Below are 15,638 nucleotides of genomic sequence, written 5' to 3'. Positions count from 1 at the left end.
AATATAGTCCGCCGCTGAAAGACTGCGCGGCCTCACGTCAGATGAATTGTGTCGAGGAATTTCCATGAAGGGCGCAATCGGCGTTGTCGCCATTGCCGGGACGATTGCGTTGGCCGGATGTGTCGCACAATCATCGACGTCTGAGAGAGACGGTCGGTACAGTCTCTTGGGTCCCAATGCCCGCTACCTAACGTCAGGCCGTCCGGAACCGGCGAACGAGGGGCCCATCGTGGCGAGGGAATCCAACCCGCGAAGCGATTACGTGGATCTCGGACGCGAGGCGACTGAAGCCAAGGGGACTGGAAGTGAGCCAGCCCTCATCACCGAGAATGGCTCGAAAGTCAGTTTGAATTTCGTAAACACAGAGCTGCAGGATTTCGTTAGGGTCGTCTTCGACGATGTTCTGAAGGAAGGTGTCATCGTCGATCCTTCTCTGAGCGGACGAGTGACGATCCGCACCACCGAACCGGTGACGAGAAAGGCGGCCTTGTCCCTGGTGCGCAATGTTCTTCATCTCCATGGGGCAACGCTGGCCAAGGCCGATGGCGTCTTCCGCATCAGCAGCCGCGGCAATGGAGCGGAGCAAGGAGCGGTTGGCGAGAACATTCGCATTGTTCCAATGCGGTTCCTGAAGCCGGACCAAGCGCGCGCGGCCCTGCAACCCTTCGCCACGGCAAGCACTCAGATCGTCGCCAGTACGGAAGGGCGCTATCTCATCCTGTCCGGATCACCGGCGGATCTCGATCCGATGAACCAGCTTCTCGACACGCTCGATGTCGACCAGATGCTGGGTATGTCGTTCGCCCTTGTGCCGCTCAGAGATGCGAGCGCCGCAACCGTCGCAACAGAAGTCACTCAGATGTTCGGAACGGACAGCCAAGGCGCGTTCCGCGTGCTGCCGATCCAGCGGATGAACGCGGTCCTGCTCATGACGAGATCAGCGGACTCGCTTCATCGCGCCAAAGAGTGGATCGAACGTCTTGACCAGGCTGGAAGCGATAACCGGCAGATGAGAGTCTTCGCCATTCAAAACCGCCGCGCAACCGATCTCGCGAAAATTCTCGGCGGCATGCTTACAGGGCAAGATGCTCTGCCCGGCGAAACTCCCCCCGCAGGAGCCAACGCAGGCGCAACTCTTACGGCGAATGGAACCGGAAGGATTGAGCCGGCGGCTTTCACATCGAACCCTGATCGGGTGAACCCGGAAGCCGGCAGCCCCTTGCAAGGCGCTCAGGTCCGCGCCGACATCGCCACAAACTCGCTCGTTGTCATGGCGCAGCCCGAAGCCCACAGGCTCATCGAGTCCGCGATTCGTCGACTCGACGTCTTGCCGACGCAGGTCTTAATCGAGGCAACCATCGCCGAGGTCGGGCTGAACGACGCTCTTCGTTACGGTGTGCGCTGGTATTTCCAGCAGGGTCTCCATGGCGCATCGGTGGATGACGGCACTCCGAACGCCGGCGCAAACTTGCCGGGCTTCAACTACGTGTTCAACGTTCCGCAAGGCCGGCTTGTGGTTAACGCTCTCGAGAAGGTCACGAATCTCGAAATCATTTCCTCGCCGGCCCTCACGGTTCTCGACAACGAAACCGCAACCCTCAAAGTCGGCGACCAAGTTCCGATCGCAACACGGTCTGCCCGCAGCGTCACGAATCCTGATGCCCCTGTTGTCAACGAGGTCGAGCTCAAGGATACGGGCATTATCCTTACGGTCACGCCCCGCGTGAATGCGAGCGGCCTCGTCATGCTTGATATCTCTCAGGAAGTCAGCGACGTCGTGCCAACCTCCACTTCTGCCATCGACTCGCCAACGATCCGGCAGCGCAAGATCAACAGCTCAGTTGCCGTCCAGAGCGGCGCGGAGATCGTCCTCGGCGGCCTGATTTCGTCGAACAAGCAAGTCGCCAAGGATGGCGTTCCAGGCTTGAAGAACATCCCGATCCTCGGTGCGGTTTTCACCAGCAACGCCGTCAACGATCAGCGCAGGACGGAACTTCTCGTCATCATCAGGCCGACCGTGATCGCGAATCGCGTCGATCTTCTGCGTATCACTGAAGAGATCAAGGCGGGCATGACGGGAGTCGCACGGATCAAAAATCCGTAACGGCTTCGTCTCGACGCACTGAAAACATACGAGGCCGTATCTACGCTTTCAGCTACGGCCCTGAGGAGCACAAAGGACCAATCGATGGCGACGATCACATTCAATGGAAACTCAAATGCGAACAGCGCGCTTCTCAACATTCCCACTGAAATCGACTCCGTCGGAATAACAGGCTCTACGTTCTTTGAGATCGGGGATCCGCGGTTCACCGTTCTACGACTTGAAGGAACCGGTTTTATCTATTCAGCTCCGAGAGTGCCGAGTGCAGGCATGATCACGGGCTTCTCGCTCAAACAAGGAGGCGTGACGACCGTCACCGTTACTGGATTGCCGCCGCTCTTAAGCTTGACACAGGCCGAGGCCCTGCGCCTAGAAGGCACTCCCGGATCTCTGCTCAGGTATCTCTTGTCCGGCAACGATGTCGCCTCTGCTGGAACCGGGGATCAAACCATCCTTTCCGAGGGTGGCGATGATACGCTTAACGGAGGAGCCGGCGCCGATTATGTAGTCGCGGGCGAAGGAGACGATCTCGTCATCAGCAGCCTCGGACAAGGCCCTGCCGGTGGAGCTGTCGAACGCCTCTTCGGCGGCGAAGGGATCGATTCGCTGATCATTGATCGCTCCGACCAAGCTCTCGCCTTTGTATTCGACATCATGGTCAACGATGTCACGGCGATGCTGGATGGTACACGGCTGAGCGGGTTCGAACAAATGAAGTTTCACGCCGGTTCGGGAAGCGATCAACTTGCCGGAGGGAACTTAGACGACATTGTCAGCGCAGGTGCCGGAAATGACAGCATCAGCGGTCGGGGCGGAAATGATACCTTGTCAGGTGGCGACGGCGCGGACAACGTTGATGGTGGAGCGGGTGACGACGCAATCATCGGCGAGGAAGGTCTCGACAAGCTCGATGGCGGCAGCGGCAGTGATACACTGCACGGAGGTGGACAAGCGGACAACCTGTTCGGCGGGAGTGGCAGGGACATCCTGAACGGGGGCTCCGGTGCCGACAATATCGACGGCGGCTCCGATGATGACACGATGAGCGGAGACCTCGGCGCAGATGTTCTTGAGGGTGGCCCAGGCAACGACATTCTCGATGGGGGTGCCGAGGCCGATTATCTCTCGGGGAGCGACGGGGACGATACCTTGAACGGTGGATCCAGTGCCGACAATATCGAGGGTGGTAACGGCAACGACATCTTGGATGGGGGAGTCGGTCCAGATACCCTGTTGGGGAACTTGGGCAATGATCTCTATTATATCGATGACTCGAACGACATGTTGTTTGATGCGTTCGGTGAAGGATACGACGTTGTTCTCACTCTCACGTCCTACTTCTTGACTGCTGCTGCAGAGATTGAGCTGCTGCGGGCATCGGATCCCAAAGGAAAGGTCGCCATAGACCTCAGAGGGAACGGCTTTGCCAACATCATCGAAGGGAATGCTGGCGCCAACATCATCAACGGCCTCCGTGGAAAGGACACACTGAAAGGCGGACGGGGCCAGGATACCTTTGTATTCAATACGAAACTGTCCAAGAAAAACATCGATAAAATCCTAGACTTCAAAGTCAAGGACGACGCGTTTCAATTGAGCCGCTCCATATTCAAGAAACTCACTGCCGAAGATGAAGGCAACCATAAAATCTTGGCTGAAGGGACATTCTGCATAGCTGCGAAAGCTCAGGATGCGGACGATCGGATCATCTACAACAAGCGATCAGGAAAGCTGTCTTATGATGAGGACGGAACCGGAGACATCAAGCCGATTACATTCGCACGTCTCTCAAAAGGACTAAAGCTGACGGAGGCAGATTTCTGGGTTTAGGCATCTTATCGGAACGATATGCCAACCCTTTGTCCGTGAACGTCCAATCACATGGTTGCTGTCGCAGGGTGCTCAGGATGTCTGAGAATAGCCTGATTTCTCGTCATGGAGGGCCAGCCAACGCCATTCCGAGCCAGCAATGCAGATGCTAGAGCTTTCCCGCTCCTTAAAGCCATCCAGGCTTCACACCTTATTCAAAGGCTGGGAACCCGCTCCAGGCGGTCCGCCCGCCCTCGCCTATTCCTTCACCGCACCGGTCATGGACGACACGTAGTAGTCCACGAAGAACGAGTAGAGCAGCACCACCGGCAGCGAGCCCAGGAGCGCGCCCGCCATGAGGGCTCCCCATTCGTAGACGTCGCCGCGCACGAGCTCGGTCAGCACGCCCACCGGGACGGTCTTGTTCTCGGACGACTGGATGAAGGTGAGCGCGTAGATGAACTCGTTCCACGACAGCGTGAAGGCGAAGATGCCGGCCGAGATGAGGCCCGGCACCGCGAGCGGCAGCATGATCCTGGTCAGGATCTGCCAGCGCGACGCCCCGTCGACCAGCGCGCATTCCTCGAGCTCGTAGGGAATGGAGCGGAAATAGCCCATCAGCAGCCAGGTGCAGAACGGGATCAGGAAGGTCGGATAGGTGAAGATCAGGGCGAGCTTCGTGTCGTAGATGCCGAACTTGAAGATCATCACCGCGAGCGGAATGAACAGGATCGAGGGCGGCACGAGATAGGCGAGAAAGATCGCCAGGCCCGTCCAGCGCGAGCCTGGAAAGCGGATCCGCTCGATGGCATAGGCGGCGAACACGGAGGCTGCGAGCGACAGGATCGTCGAGCCCACCGCCACGGCCATCGTGTTGACGAGCCAGCCAGGGTAGGACGTCTCGAACAGGAGGTACTGGATGTTCTGCAGCGTCGGGTTGGACGGCCAGAACGGGTTGTAGTCGCGGAAGTTGTTGAGCTCCGCGTTGGGCTTCAGAGCCGTGATCGTCATCCAGTAGAACGGAAACAGCAGGACGAACACGAAGACCCCGAGGGGCAGGTACACCGTCAGCAGTCGCTGCGGCGTGCGGTTGAGATAGCTCATGCCGACGCTGTCGTCGGCCGTGACGGGATCGACGGGTCTGGCGCTCGTGGTCATGCGTCGGTCCCTCCCTGCTGCCAGCGGCGGCGCTGCAGCCCGAAATAGCTGAAGAGAATGGCGGCGAGCAGGAACGGTACCATCGCCACCGCGATGGCCGCGCCCTCGCCGAGCTGGCCGCCGGGAATGGCCCGCTGGAAGCTCAGGGTCGCCATGAGGTGGGTGGCGTTGAGCGGCCCGCCCCGGGTCAGCACGTAGATGAGCTGGAAATCCGTGAAGGTGAACAGCACCGAGAAGGTCATCACCACGGCGATCAGGGGCGAGAGCATGGGCAGCGTGATGAAGCGAAAACGCTGCCAGGAGGTCGCACCGTCGAGGGTAGCCGCCTCATGGAGCGAGGGCGAGATCGTCTGAAGGCCGGCGAGCAGCGTGATCGCCACGAAGGGGATGCCGCGCCACACATTGGTGAGGATCACCGTCGCACGGGCGTTGTTGGGATCGCCCAGGAAGTTGATGGGAGAATCGATCCATCCGAGGGACATGAACGCCCAGGAGATGATCGAGAACTGGGTATCGTAGATCCACCAGAAGGCGATGGCGGACAAAACCGTCGGCACCACCCAGGGCAGGAGCACGATGGCGCGGATGAAGGCCTTGAAAGGGATGTGCTCGTTGAGGAGAAGCGCGAGCCAGAGACCCAGCATGAACTTCAGGATCGACGCCACCACCGTGTACAGGATGGTGTTGAACACCGAGAGCCAGAAGATGCTGTCGTCCCAGAGGAGCTGGTAGTTCTCCAGCCCGACGAAGATGCCGGAGCGGCCGATGCGCGTGTCGGTGAATCCGAGCCAAACGCCGAGCCCGAGCGGGTAGGAGAGAAAGACCACGAGGAATATGGCCGCCGGCAGCATGAAGAGCAGGCCGAGAAAAAGCTTGCTCTGCATGAGCGGCGTGCGGGCGGGCGCATCCGTCGCGCCGGCGCGGGAAAGGGCGGCATCGACCATGGAGCGCCTCCGGAATCGTCAACACAGGACAAGGGGCGGCGCACGCGCACCGCCCCTTCTGGTTCGTCAGACGCGGTAGTAGCGGTTGGCCCGCTGCTCCGCGCGCTTGGCGGCCTCCTCGGGCGTCCGCTGCCCCGTGGCGGCCTCGGCGACCATGTCGACCATCACGTAATCCGCCATCGTGGCCGCCGAGGCATAGCCGAGCGGACCCGCATAGCCGTTGGGGCGCAGGGTCGACGACGCTCTCTTGTAGGGCTCGTGCACCGGATCGGAGGTCCAGACCGAACTTTCGATCAGTCCCTTCAGGGGTGGGCAGCAATAGGCGCTCGACCCGGTGATCCACGCATCCATCTGCGGCTTGTCGAGCATGAACTGCAGATAGGCGCGCGCCGCGTTCGGAAACTTCGTGTACTTGAAGATCACCGCCGAGGTGGTCTGGTGCAGCTCCACGGGTTGGCCGACGGGGCCGACGGGCAGGGTCGTGGAGCGGATGTCCTGCGCCAGTTCGGCCATCTTCGGATCGTTCTTGGCCGAGTAGTAGAGCGAGACGCCGTTGGCCGTCACGGAGACGTCTCCTGCCAGGAAGACGCGGTTGTTGTTGATGTCGAGCCAGCTCTCCGTGCCCGGGATGAAGGTCTGGTAGAGCTCGCGGGCGTATTGCAGCGCCTTGATGGTCTCCGGCGAGTTGATGACCACCTTTCCGCTCTCGTCGACCATCCTGCCGCCGTGGCTCCAGACGATCCAATGCGCGAAGTTGTTGCCGTCGCCGACGGCCTTTCCGAGCGCGAAACCGGCCGGCTTGCTCTTGGCCTTGAGGGCCTTGCACAATTCGAGGAACTCGTCCGACTTCTCGGGGAATTTCGAGAAGCCCGCCTGCTTGACCATGCTGTCGCGGTAGAGAATGCCGTTGCCGATCGCCGCGAGAGGGAGCGCAATGAACTTGTCGCCCTGCTTGGCATAGCCTTCGGGACCCGGATAATAGCCGCCGTACCGGCTGGCGAAGCTGTTGCCGATATCCGTCACGTCAAGCAGCTTGTCCGGATACTGGAACGGGTCGTCGAACCAGACGAGCATGACGTCCGGGCCCGAGCCGACGTTGGCCGCGACAGCCGCCTTGGGGCGAATGTCCTCCCAGCTTTCCTTGTCGACGCGCACCTCGACGCCGGTGGCCTCGGTGAACTTCTTCGTGTTGGCGAGCCAGGAATCCTCGTCGCCCTTCACGAAGGGCGTCCAGCGCAGCACGCGCAAGGTGGCGCCCTGCTCCGGCTTGTATTGGGGGGCTGCTCCCTGCGCGAAGGCCGGGCCGCCATTCAGAAGCCCGGCTCCCGCCGTGCCGGCGGCGAGGCCCGCCGTTCCAAGGAGCAGATCACGTCTAGACAGGGTCATCGTTCGCTTCCTCCATGATCCGGGATCTCTGGTGACATGCGAGGCCGCCCCGGTTGAGCCGCGCACTTGAACTCAGTCGCTCGTCGTCTGCGGCCTCCAGGGGCTCCCATCAGCGAGAGCGGAATGGAATGGGATGAGAATGAGATCACCGGACCAGGGTGTAGCGAATGACGTGGAGCGGCTCCTGCAGGAACTCATGAACGCGCCGCTTCAAGCTGGCCGGATGTTGGCAAGTCGGCAGGATGATCTGTCCGGACGTGTTCATCCGGATCGGTGGCCGACTTTCGGAACGTCCAAGTCGCGCCCTCGCGTCCAAGCATGCGCTTCCTCCCGGCCCCCGTTCGTTCCTCCGGCCCGTCTCACGCAGGCTTCGGATGTTGTTGGAATGAATATTCTAGGAAGATCCGCTTCATATCAAGCAGTCAAGTCGGCGGCGTTCATAAGCGGTCGATCAACGCCGCACATAGGTCACCGAGACTGACCAATGTCGAGGCTGCCTGCGTCCGACCGTTCGAAGGGACTCAGCCCCCGCTCGGCGGAAGCTGAGCCTTGATGTCGAGTTCTGCCAGAAGCCACTCGGCGAAGGCCCTCAAGGGACGGCGCTGCCGCACATAGCGGGGAAAGACCAGGTTGTGCCCGACATAACGGACGGCGTTGGACTTGCCCTCCAAAGGCATGACCAGCCGTCCCGAGGCGAGTTCCCTTTCCGCGAGGCGCGTGGATTCCAAGGCGATGCCGAGACCTTCCGTGGCAGCCGCGATGGCCAGGAAGCTGCGGTCGAAGCGGCTCCCGTTCGGCGATGGCCCAACCATGTTGTTGGCCGCAAACCAGTCCGCCCATTGGATCTGCTTGCTGTCAGTCTGGATCAGGACATGGTTGAACAGGTCTGCCGGTGTGTCGATCGTCGCCGCGAGGTCCGGCGCGCACATCGGCGTGATCGTCTCTTCCCCGAGAGGCACGACGATCAGCCCTTCCACGCGCGGGCCCCCGTAGACGATGTCGGCGTCGAACTCGTCCGAGGTGAAGCGCGTGTAATCCGTTCCCGCCGCCAGACGGACGTCAACTCCCGGATGATGCTTCAGGAAAGCGGCGAGACGCGGTGTCAGCCATTGCGCCGCGAAGCTCGGCGCGGAGTGAAGGCGCAGCAACATGGGGCCCCGGGTGGACACGACCTCCATGCCGCGCCTTAGTTCCTCGAATGCCCGGCTGACATGGCGCATCAGCGCCTCGCCCTCGTAGCTCAGGCGCACGTTGCGCGTATCGCGGTCGAAGAGAGGGATTCCGAGAGCCTGCTCCAGCTTGCGGATCGCGTGGCTGACCGCACTGGGCGTCAAGTTCAGCTCCGCGGAGGCCGCCCGGAAGGAGCCGGTCCGGCCAGCCGCTTCGAAGATTCGGAGGAAGGAGAGCGGAACCTGCTGGAGCATGGGATTAGTGAATCAGATTCAACAGAGGGTGTAAACCGCGCGTTTGTCCGCCGGCTCAATGTGGAAAATAATTCTTCCAACAAAAACAAAACCGACAATTCCCGTTGGAGGAAACAATGCTTCTCGAAGGAAAGACCGCGGTCATTTCCGGCGCGGCGAGCCCGCGCGGAATCGGACAGGCGACCGCCCGCCTCTTTGCCGCCCACGGGGCGAAAGTCGCCATTCTCGACATCGACGAACAGGGCGCCAAGGAAGCGGCTGCCTCGCTCGGGCCCCATCACATCGGCATCCGGTGCAACGTCACGGACCTCGACGACTGCCGACGCGCCGCAGACAGCGCCATCACGGCCTTCGGGCAGGTCGACATCCTCCTCAACAATGCCGGCATCACCCAGCCGGTGAAGACGATGGAGATCGACGAGGCCAGCTGGCGCCGCATCGTCGACGTGAACCTGACCGGCGTTCTCTACCTGAGCCAAGCCTTCATTCCACATATGCGCTCCCGCCGCCGGGGCTCGATCGCCTGCATGTCGTCCGTTTCGGCACAGCGCGGCGGCGGGATCTTCGGTGGCCCGCACTACTCGGCCGCCAAGGCCGGCGTTCTGGGACTCGCGAAGGCCATGGCCCGGGAACTTGGCCCGGACGGGATCCGCGTCAACTGCGTCACCCCCGGCCTGATCCAGACGGACATCACCGGCGGCAAGCTCACGGACGAGATGCGCCAGGACATCCTGAAGGGCATCCCGCTCAATCGCCTCGGCGATGCCGAGGATGTGGCGGGAGCCTACCTGTTCCTCGCGTCCGACCTGTCCGCCTACATCACCGGCGCCGTCATCGACGTCAACGGCGGCATGCTGATCCACTGATCGGCATCACGGGGCGCCGCACTGCTTGCGCCCTTGAAACTTTGGAGAGATCGATGACCACGAGCACAGCGACGCCGCGGGCTCCGCAGCCTCCCCTGTCCAACGTATCCCTTCCGGACCGGGCCTACCGCATCCGCCGCAACGCCCTGCGCATGGGCGAGGTCCAGGGCCAGGGCTATATCGCCCAGGCGCTGGGCATCGCGGACGTACTGGCGGTGTCCTACTTCCACGCGATGAAATACCGGCCGGAGGATCCGGAATGGGAGGAGCGCGATCGCTTTCTCCTCTCCATCGGCCATTACGCCATCGCGCTCTACGCGGCCCTGATCGAAGCCGGGATCATCCCCGAGGACGAGCTCGAGAGCTACGGGACCGACGACAGTCGGCTGCCCATGTCCGGCATGGCGGCCTACACGCCCGGCATGGAGATCACCGGAGGGTCCTTGGGACACGGACTCGGCCTCGCGGTCGGCTTCTGCCTCGGCCTGAAGCGCAAGCAGTCGAAGTCGTTCGTCTATTGCCTGTTCTCTGACGGCGAGCTCGGCGAGGGCTCCATCTGGGAAGGCGCCTGGTCGGCGAGCCACTGGAAGCTCGACAACCTGATCGGCATCGTCGACGTCAACAACCAGCAGGCGGACGGCCCTGCCTCGCAGGTCACAGGCTTCGAGCCGCTCGCTAGGCGCTTCGAGTCGTTCGGCTGGCATGTGCAGCGCGTGAACGGCAACGATATCGACGCCCTGGTGGCGGCCTTCGATACGGCCAAGAACCTCGCGGAGCCGAAGCCCCGCATCATCATCTGCGACACCAAGATGGCCAAGGGCGTCCCGTTCCTCGAGGAGCGCGAGCGCAACCACTTCCTGCGGGTGGAGCCGCACGAATGGCGAAAGGCCATCGAACTGCTTGACGCCGGGAGGACATCATGAGGCGCTCGAAATACACGCGGCCGGCCTGGCTCGGCGAGCAGGGCGAGGGAGGACAGGGTACGGCGGACAAGCCGCGGCTGACCACCTCGGCGATGATCGCCTCGCTCGCCGGTCCCGATCAGCGCACGAAGCCGGCTCCGTTCGGCCACGCGCTCGCGGCTCTGGCTGAAAGCCGTCCGGAGATCGTCGGATTGACGGCGGATCTCGCGAAATACACGGACCTGCACGTCTTCGCCAAAGCGCATCCCGACCGCTTCTACCAGATGGGCATGGCGGAACAGCTCCTGATCAGCGCCGCCGCCGGGATGGCGCGGGAAGGCTTCATGCCCTTCGCCACGACCTACGCGGTGTTCGCGGCGCGCCGGGCCTACGACTTCATCTGCATGGCGATCGCCGAAGAAAACCTCAACGTGAAGATCGTCTGCGCCCTGCCCGGCCTGACGACCGGCTACGGGCCGAGCCACCAGGCTACCGAGGACATTGCGATCTTCCGGGGCATGCCGAACATCGCCATCATCGACCCATGCGACGCTCATGAGATCGAGCAGGTGGTGCCGGCCATGGCGGCCCATAACGGCCCGGTCTACATGCGCCTCCTGCGCGGCAACGTTCCGCTCGTTCTCGACGAGTACGGCTACACGTTCGAGTTCGGCAAGGCCAAGACCCTGCGGGACGGGAACGACGTGCTGATCATCTCGTCCGGCCTGATGACGATGCGCGCGCTCGAAGCCGCAGAAGCGCTGTCCGCCGACAATGTCGACGTCGCGGTTCTGCACGTGCCCACCATCAAGCCGCTCGACGAGGCGACGATCCTGAAGGAGGCGTCGCGCACGGGCCGCATGGTGGTCGTGGCGGAGAACCACACGATCGTCGGCGGCCTCGGCGAGGCGGTGGCCGGCCTGCTGATGCGCTCAGGCGTCTTCCCGACCGCCTTCCGCCAAGTCGCCCTGCCCGACGAATTTCTCGATGCCGGCGCCCTGCCCACCCTGCACGATCGCTACGGCATTTCCGTCGGCGCCATGACGCGCAGCATCAAAGGCTGGCTCTAGAACGATCTCCCTCGGAGCGCTCAAGCCGCTCCAGGGCTTCGGCGATCGCCAGGAGGCAGTTGCCCAACACCATAACGGTCAAGAAGCCCGGCCAACGGGCAGGATCCAGAGGAGAACGCACATGAAGAGCACGATTTCACGCCGTACCCTGATCGCCGGAGCCTTCGCGGCGCCGGCCGTCCTGACGCTGCCCCGCGGCGCCCAGGCCGCCACCAATCTGACGCTGGGCCACAACGCGGCTCCCGGCAACCCACGCAGCATCGCGACCGAACGCTTCGGCGAACTGGTCAAGGAGCGGTCCGGCGGCCGCATCAGCGTTCGCGTCGCCGGCTCCGAGCAGCTCGGCAACGAGCAGTCCCTGCTCACGAGCCTGCGCACCGGCGCGGTGGACATGACCGTCAACAGCCAGGGCTCCAGCTCGGCTCTCGTGCCGGAGATCGCCGCTCTCGGCCTGCCGTTCCTGTTCGAGGACAGCGCTGCGGCCTTCAAGGTGCTGGAGGGCCCCATCGGCGAGGAGCTCGCCCAGCGCTTCTCCAAGGTCCAGATGGTTCCCCTCGGCTGGTGGGACAACGGCATCCGCCACATCACCAACAGCAAGCGGCCCATCGCCAAGCCCGCCGACCTGAAGGGCCTGAAGATCCGCACGCCGCCCGACCCGATGACCATCGACATCTTCCAGGCCCTGGGGGCCGGCACCGAGCAGATCAGCTTCGGCGAGCTCTATGTCGCCCTGCAGCAGGGCGTCGTCGACGGTCAGGAGAATCCGCTCACCAACATCGCCAGCTCGAAGCTCTTCGAGGTGAACAAGTTCATCAGCCTGTCGGGCCACAAGTGGGAGAGCTCTCCCTTCCTGATGTCGCAGATCACCTGGACCCGGCTGCCCGCGGCCGACCGGGACATCATCAAGACCGCTGCCAAAGAGGCGGGCGATCTGCAGCGCAGGCTCTTCGCCGAGAACGAGGCCAAGTACAACAGCGAGTTCCGGGCCAATCCGAAGCTCGCGGTCAACGAGGTCGACAGGGCGGCCTTCCGGGAGGCCTCCGCCAAGGTGGTCGACACCTGGCGCGCCAAGCCTTTCGGCGACTTCGTCGACCGGCTTGCCAAGACAGCCCGGAGCTGACGTCATGACGCGTGTCGCCCCGGTCCCCCACCACGAACAGGAGCTGGCCACGGGGGGCGGCACGCTCGCCGTGGCCAACGTCATCGACCGCGCGGTCGGCTTCGCATGTCGGTCGATCATTCTGCTGACAGGGATCGCGCTGCTCGCGATCCTCACGGCGAATGTCGTCGCCCGCTACGTCCTGGAAAGCGGCGGCTTCCGCTTCGCCCAGGAACTGCCGGAGCGCCTCTTTCCCTGGTTCATCATGGCGGGCGTGGCCCTCGCCGTTCAGAAGGGCGGCCACATGGCGGTCGAATCCGTCCTCTCCCGCCTGAGCCGGAACGGGGCCCGCATCATGCTGCTCGTCGGCTTCGCGATCATCATCGCGTCCTACGCCATCCTCGGCTGGGAGGCGCTCGGCGTCGCCGACATCGTGTCCATCGAAAAAAGTCCCGTGCTCGGCCTGTCGAGCAGCTACAGCTACTACGCGCTCGCCCTCGGATGCGCCGCCGTCATCCTGACGACCTTCGCGCTCGCCCTACGGGTCGCCTTGATCGGTCCCGAAGCCATGCCGACCCCTGACCCGGAGGAGACGGGCATATGAGTATCATTCTCGTCATCGTCTTCACGATCCTGATGCTGCTGGCGATCCCCGTCGGCCATGCCCTGGTCATCGCGGCCGGCGCGACGCTCGCTTGGCAGGGCGAGCTGCCCCTGATGATCGTCGCGCAGCAGATGTACCAGCAGACGCAGTCCTTCCCGATGCTGGCCCTGCCCTTCTTCATGATGGCGGGCAGCCTGATGCTCGGCGGCAAGCTCGGACAGGAACTCCTGTCCTTCGCCACCAAGTCGATGCAGCGCTGGCGCGGCGGTCCGCTCTCGACCACGGTCGTCGCCTCGGTGGTGTTCGGCGGCGTCTCCGGCAGCGCGGTCGCCAATGCCAGCGCCCTCGGATCGGTCCTCATCCCCTGGCAGAAGCGCCAGGGCTATCCGGCCGGGTTGTGCGCCGCCAACAACGCCACTTCGGCGGTGATCGACATTCTGATTCCGCCGTCCATCCCGCTCATCCTCTATTCCCTCGTGAGCGGCGTCAGCATCGCCGATCTGTTCACGGCCGGCATCCTCCCGGGCATCCTCATGGCGGGCGGATTCATCCTGACCTGCAGCTGGATCGCGCGGCGGCGCGGCATCCACTCGGAGGATCCCTCCGTCAGCCGGATGGAGCTTCTCAAGCTCGCGGTGCTGAGCGCCCCTGCCCTCCTGATGCCGATCCTGATCCTGCTCGGACTGCGCTTCGGCATCGCGACGCCGACCGAGATCTCGGTTCTCGCGGTCATCTATGCGCTTGCCTTGAGCGCTCTCTTCTACCGCGACCTGACGTGGCAGCGCTTCCATCACAGCCTGATCGAGGCCGGTATCGCGACGGGCGTGGTCATGCTCGTGATCATGGGCAGCGCTATCGTCGGCTGGATCCTGACCTTCGACCAGGTGCCGACCCGCTTCGCCGACTGGGTCTCGACGACGATCAGCAATCCTCTGCTGGTCATCCTGGCCATGAACATCCTGCTGCTGATCGTCGGCATGCCGCTCGATCTGCCACCCGCGATCCTGCTCCTCGGCCCCATCTTCGTCCCCCTGGCGGCGACGATCGGGCTCGATCCGGTGCAGCTCGGGATCATCATGGTGCTGAACCTCGGCATCGGGCTCTACACGCCGCCGATCGGCACAACCCTGTTCATCTCGTCCTCAATTGCACGGTCGACATTGGCGGACACCACCCGCGAGCTCTGGCCGTTCTTCGGCGTGGCCATGCTGGTCCTCCTGGCCGTGAGCTACATTCCCGCGCTGACGATTTACTGAAAGGGCCGGCGTCCTACTTGAGCAGGAGTAGGACGCTGCCCTTCCATCGAGCCGGCGAACGAACCTGAAGACAACCGCGAGGAACGAACGAGATGACCCGTGTTGCTTTTGTCGGCCTCGGCGCCATGGGACTGCCGATGGCGTCGAACCTCCTGAAAAAAGGGTTCGCGGTCACCGGGTTCGATCTGAATGCCAATGCGCTCGATGCCCTCGAGGCGGCCGGAGGACAGCGGGCGGGAAGTGCGGGCGAGGCGGCGAACGGAGCCGATGCGCTGATCCTCATGGTGGTGAATGCCGCGCAGGCCGAGGCGGTGCTCTTCGGCGGGGGCGCCCTGGAGAAGCTGCGCGAGGGTGGCGTGGTCGCCCTTATGGCCACCTGCCCTCCATCGGCCGTAGAGGCCGTCGAAGAGCCGGTCCGCCGCGCCGGACGGCGCCTGATCGACGCTCCCGTGTCGGGCGGTGTCGCGGGTGCCAAGGCCGCAACGCTGACGATCATGGCGGCCGGACCGCGCGACACGTTCGAGGCCGCAAAGCCTCTCTTCGACGCCATGGGCGACAAGGTCTTCCATGTGGGAGAACGTCCCGGCCAGGGCGCCATGGTCAAGACCGTCAACCAGCTCCTCTGCGGCGTGCATATCGCGGTCGTCGCCGAGGCCTTCGCCCTGGCCTCGAAGGTCGGCGTGGACCTCAACATCCTGCTGCAGATCATGAGCGGGTCCGCCGCCTCGAGCTGGATGCTCAAGGACCGGGGACCGCGCATGCTTCAGTCGGATCCCGAGGTCACCAGCGCCGTCGACATCTTCGTCAAGGATCTCGGCATCGTTCTCGACGCCGGCAGGGACACGAAGGCAGCACTTCCCCTGGCAGCGGCGGCCCATCAGATGTTCCTGGCAGCCTCGGGACGTGGAGACGGCCACGAAGACGACAGCCAAGTCATCCGGTCCTATCTTGCCCTGAACGGGATTCGATAGCCGCACTGCCGCTCGCACCCGCCGGGACTTCTCCTCCTGTTCCGA

At 63.2% G+C, this 15,638-nt stretch carries 13 protein-coding genes; 9 read left to right on the top strand and 4 right to left on the bottom strand.

Annotation, left to right across the window (positions count from 1 at the left end; all coding sequences use genetic code 11):
• Positions 1-262: 262 nt before the first annotated feature.
• Together gspD and VB672_RS09000 are read left to right on the top strand one after the other, a co-directional pair.
• A complete protein-coding gene (gene gspD, locus VB672_RS09005) occupies positions 263-2,104 on the top strand; it encodes a type II secretion system secretin GspD (RefSeq protein ID WP_329783848.1) in 1,842 nt (613 codons plus the stop codon).
• An 84-nt stretch (positions 2,105-2,188) separates the two neighbouring features.
• Positions 2,189-3,934, top strand: a complete 1,746-nt coding sequence (locus VB672_RS09000) for a calcium-binding protein (protein WP_329783847.1) — start codon at positions 2,189-2,191, stop codon at positions 3,932-3,934.
• A 237-nt stretch (positions 3,935-4,171) separates the two neighbouring features.
• Here the strand turns inward: VB672_RS09000 and VB672_RS08995 are convergent, their stop codons facing one another.
• The 4 genes from VB672_RS08995 to VB672_RS08980 form a co-directional block, all read right to left on the bottom strand.
• Positions 4,172-5,071: a carbohydrate ABC transporter permease gene (locus VB672_RS08995; RefSeq protein WP_329783846.1), complete on the bottom strand. Its 900-nt coding sequence runs from the start codon at positions 5,069-5,071 to the stop codon at positions 4,172-4,174.
• Positions 5,068-5,955, bottom strand: a complete 888-nt coding sequence (locus tag VB672_RS08990) for a carbohydrate ABC transporter permease (protein WP_442931976.1) — start codon at positions 5,953-5,955, stop codon at positions 5,068-5,070. Before VB672_RS08990 ends, VB672_RS08995 begins: the two co-directional genes overlap by 4 nt.
• A gap of 126 nt (positions 5,956-6,081) precedes the next feature.
• The gene (locus VB672_RS08985) at positions 6,082-7,401 is read right to left on the bottom strand and encodes an ABC transporter substrate-binding protein (RefSeq protein WP_329783844.1); all 1,320 of its coding nucleotides are present in this window, start codon (positions 7,399-7,401) and stop codon (positions 6,082-6,084) included.
• 521 nt (positions 7,402-7,922) lie between these two features.
• Complete coding sequence (locus tag VB672_RS08980) at positions 7,923-8,825, bottom strand: LysR substrate-binding domain-containing protein (RefSeq protein ID WP_329783843.1); 903 nt, start codon at positions 8,823-8,825, stop codon at positions 7,923-7,925.
• A gap of 116 nt (positions 8,826-8,941) precedes the next feature.
• Between VB672_RS08980 and VB672_RS08975 the strand changes: the two genes are divergently transcribed.
• The 7 genes from VB672_RS08975 (at position 8,942) to VB672_RS08945 (ending at position 15,593) form a co-directional block, all read left to right on the top strand.
• Positions 8,942-9,691, top strand: coding sequence for an SDR family NAD(P)-dependent oxidoreductase (locus tag VB672_RS08975; RefSeq protein ID WP_329783842.1), 750 nt, complete (start codon positions 8,942-8,944; stop codon positions 9,689-9,691).
• 53 nt (positions 9,692-9,744) lie between these two features.
• Positions 9,745-10,614, top strand: a complete 870-nt coding sequence (locus tag VB672_RS08970) for a transketolase (protein WP_329783841.1) — start codon at positions 9,745-9,747, stop codon at positions 10,612-10,614.
• Positions 10,611-11,663, top strand: a complete 1,053-nt coding sequence (locus tag VB672_RS08965) for a transketolase family protein (RefSeq protein ID WP_329783840.1) — start codon at positions 10,611-10,613, stop codon at positions 11,661-11,663. The genes VB672_RS08970 and VB672_RS08965 overlap by 4 nt, the downstream gene beginning before the upstream one ends.
• 121 nt (positions 11,664-11,784) lie before the next feature.
• Positions 11,785-12,783, top strand: a complete 999-nt coding sequence (locus tag VB672_RS08960) for a TRAP transporter substrate-binding protein (protein WP_329783839.1) — start codon at positions 11,785-11,787, stop codon at positions 12,781-12,783.
• Between the two features lie 4 nt (positions 12,784-12,787).
• A complete protein-coding gene (locus VB672_RS08955) occupies positions 12,788-13,366 on the top strand; it encodes a TRAP transporter small permease (protein ID WP_329783838.1) in 579 nt (192 codons plus the stop codon).
• Entirely contained in the window at positions 13,363-14,622 is a 1,260-nt protein-coding gene (locus tag VB672_RS08950; protein ID WP_329783837.1) for a TRAP transporter large permease, read from the top strand. The genes VB672_RS08955 and VB672_RS08950 overlap by 4 nt, the downstream gene beginning before the upstream one ends.
• A gap of 92 nt (positions 14,623-14,714) precedes the next feature.
• Entirely contained in the window at positions 14,715-15,593 is an 879-nt protein-coding gene (locus tag VB672_RS08945; protein ID WP_329783836.1) for an NAD(P)-dependent oxidoreductase, read from the top strand.
• Positions 15,594-15,638: the final 45 nt, after the last annotated feature.

It is taken from the genome of Microvirga sp. CF3016, assembly GCF_036314085.1.
Classification (GTDB): domain Bacteria; phylum Pseudomonadota; class Alphaproteobacteria; order Rhizobiales; family Beijerinckiaceae; genus Microvirga.
This window is presented reverse-complemented; position numbering and strand designations above follow the sequence as displayed.

Coding starts and splice junctions, on each gene's coding strand:
- VB672_RS09000 (WP_329783847.1), top strand. CDS start 2,189: ATGGCGACGATCACATTCAATGGAAACTCAAATGCGAACAGCGCGCTT.
- VB672_RS08995 (WP_329783846.1), bottom strand. CDS start 5,071: ATGACCACGAGCGCCAGACCCGTCGATCCCGTCACGGCCGACGACAGC.
- VB672_RS08990 (WP_442931976.1), bottom strand. CDS start 5,955: ATGCAGAGCAAGCTTTTTCTCGGCCTGCTCTTCATGCTGCCGGCGGCC.
- VB672_RS08985 (WP_329783844.1), bottom strand. CDS start 7,401: ATGACCCTGTCTAGACGTGATCTGCTCCTTGGAACGGCGGGCCTCGCC.
- VB672_RS08980 (WP_329783843.1), bottom strand. CDS start 8,825: ATGCTCCAGCAGGTTCCGCTCTCCTTCCTCCGAATCTTCGAAGCGGCT.
- VB672_RS08975 (WP_329783842.1), top strand. CDS start 8,942: ATGCTTCTCGAAGGAAAGACCGCGGTCATTTCCGGCGCGGCGAGCCCG.
- VB672_RS08970 (WP_329783841.1), top strand. CDS start 9,745: ATGACCACGAGCACAGCGACGCCGCGGGCTCCGCAGCCTCCCCTGTCC.
- VB672_RS08965 (WP_329783840.1), top strand. CDS start 10,611: ATGAGGCGCTCGAAATACACGCGGCCGGCCTGGCTCGGCGAGCAGGGC.
- VB672_RS08960 (WP_329783839.1), top strand. CDS start 11,785: ATGAAGAGCACGATTTCACGCCGTACCCTGATCGCCGGAGCCTTCGCG.
- VB672_RS08955 (WP_329783838.1), top strand. CDS start 12,788: ATGACGCGTGTCGCCCCGGTCCCCCACCACGAACAGGAGCTGGCCACG.
- VB672_RS08950 (WP_329783837.1), top strand. CDS start 13,363: ATGAGTATCATTCTCGTCATCGTCTTCACGATCCTGATGCTGCTGGCG.
- VB672_RS08945 (WP_329783836.1), top strand. CDS start 14,715: ATGACCCGTGTTGCTTTTGTCGGCCTCGGCGCCATGGGACTGCCGATG.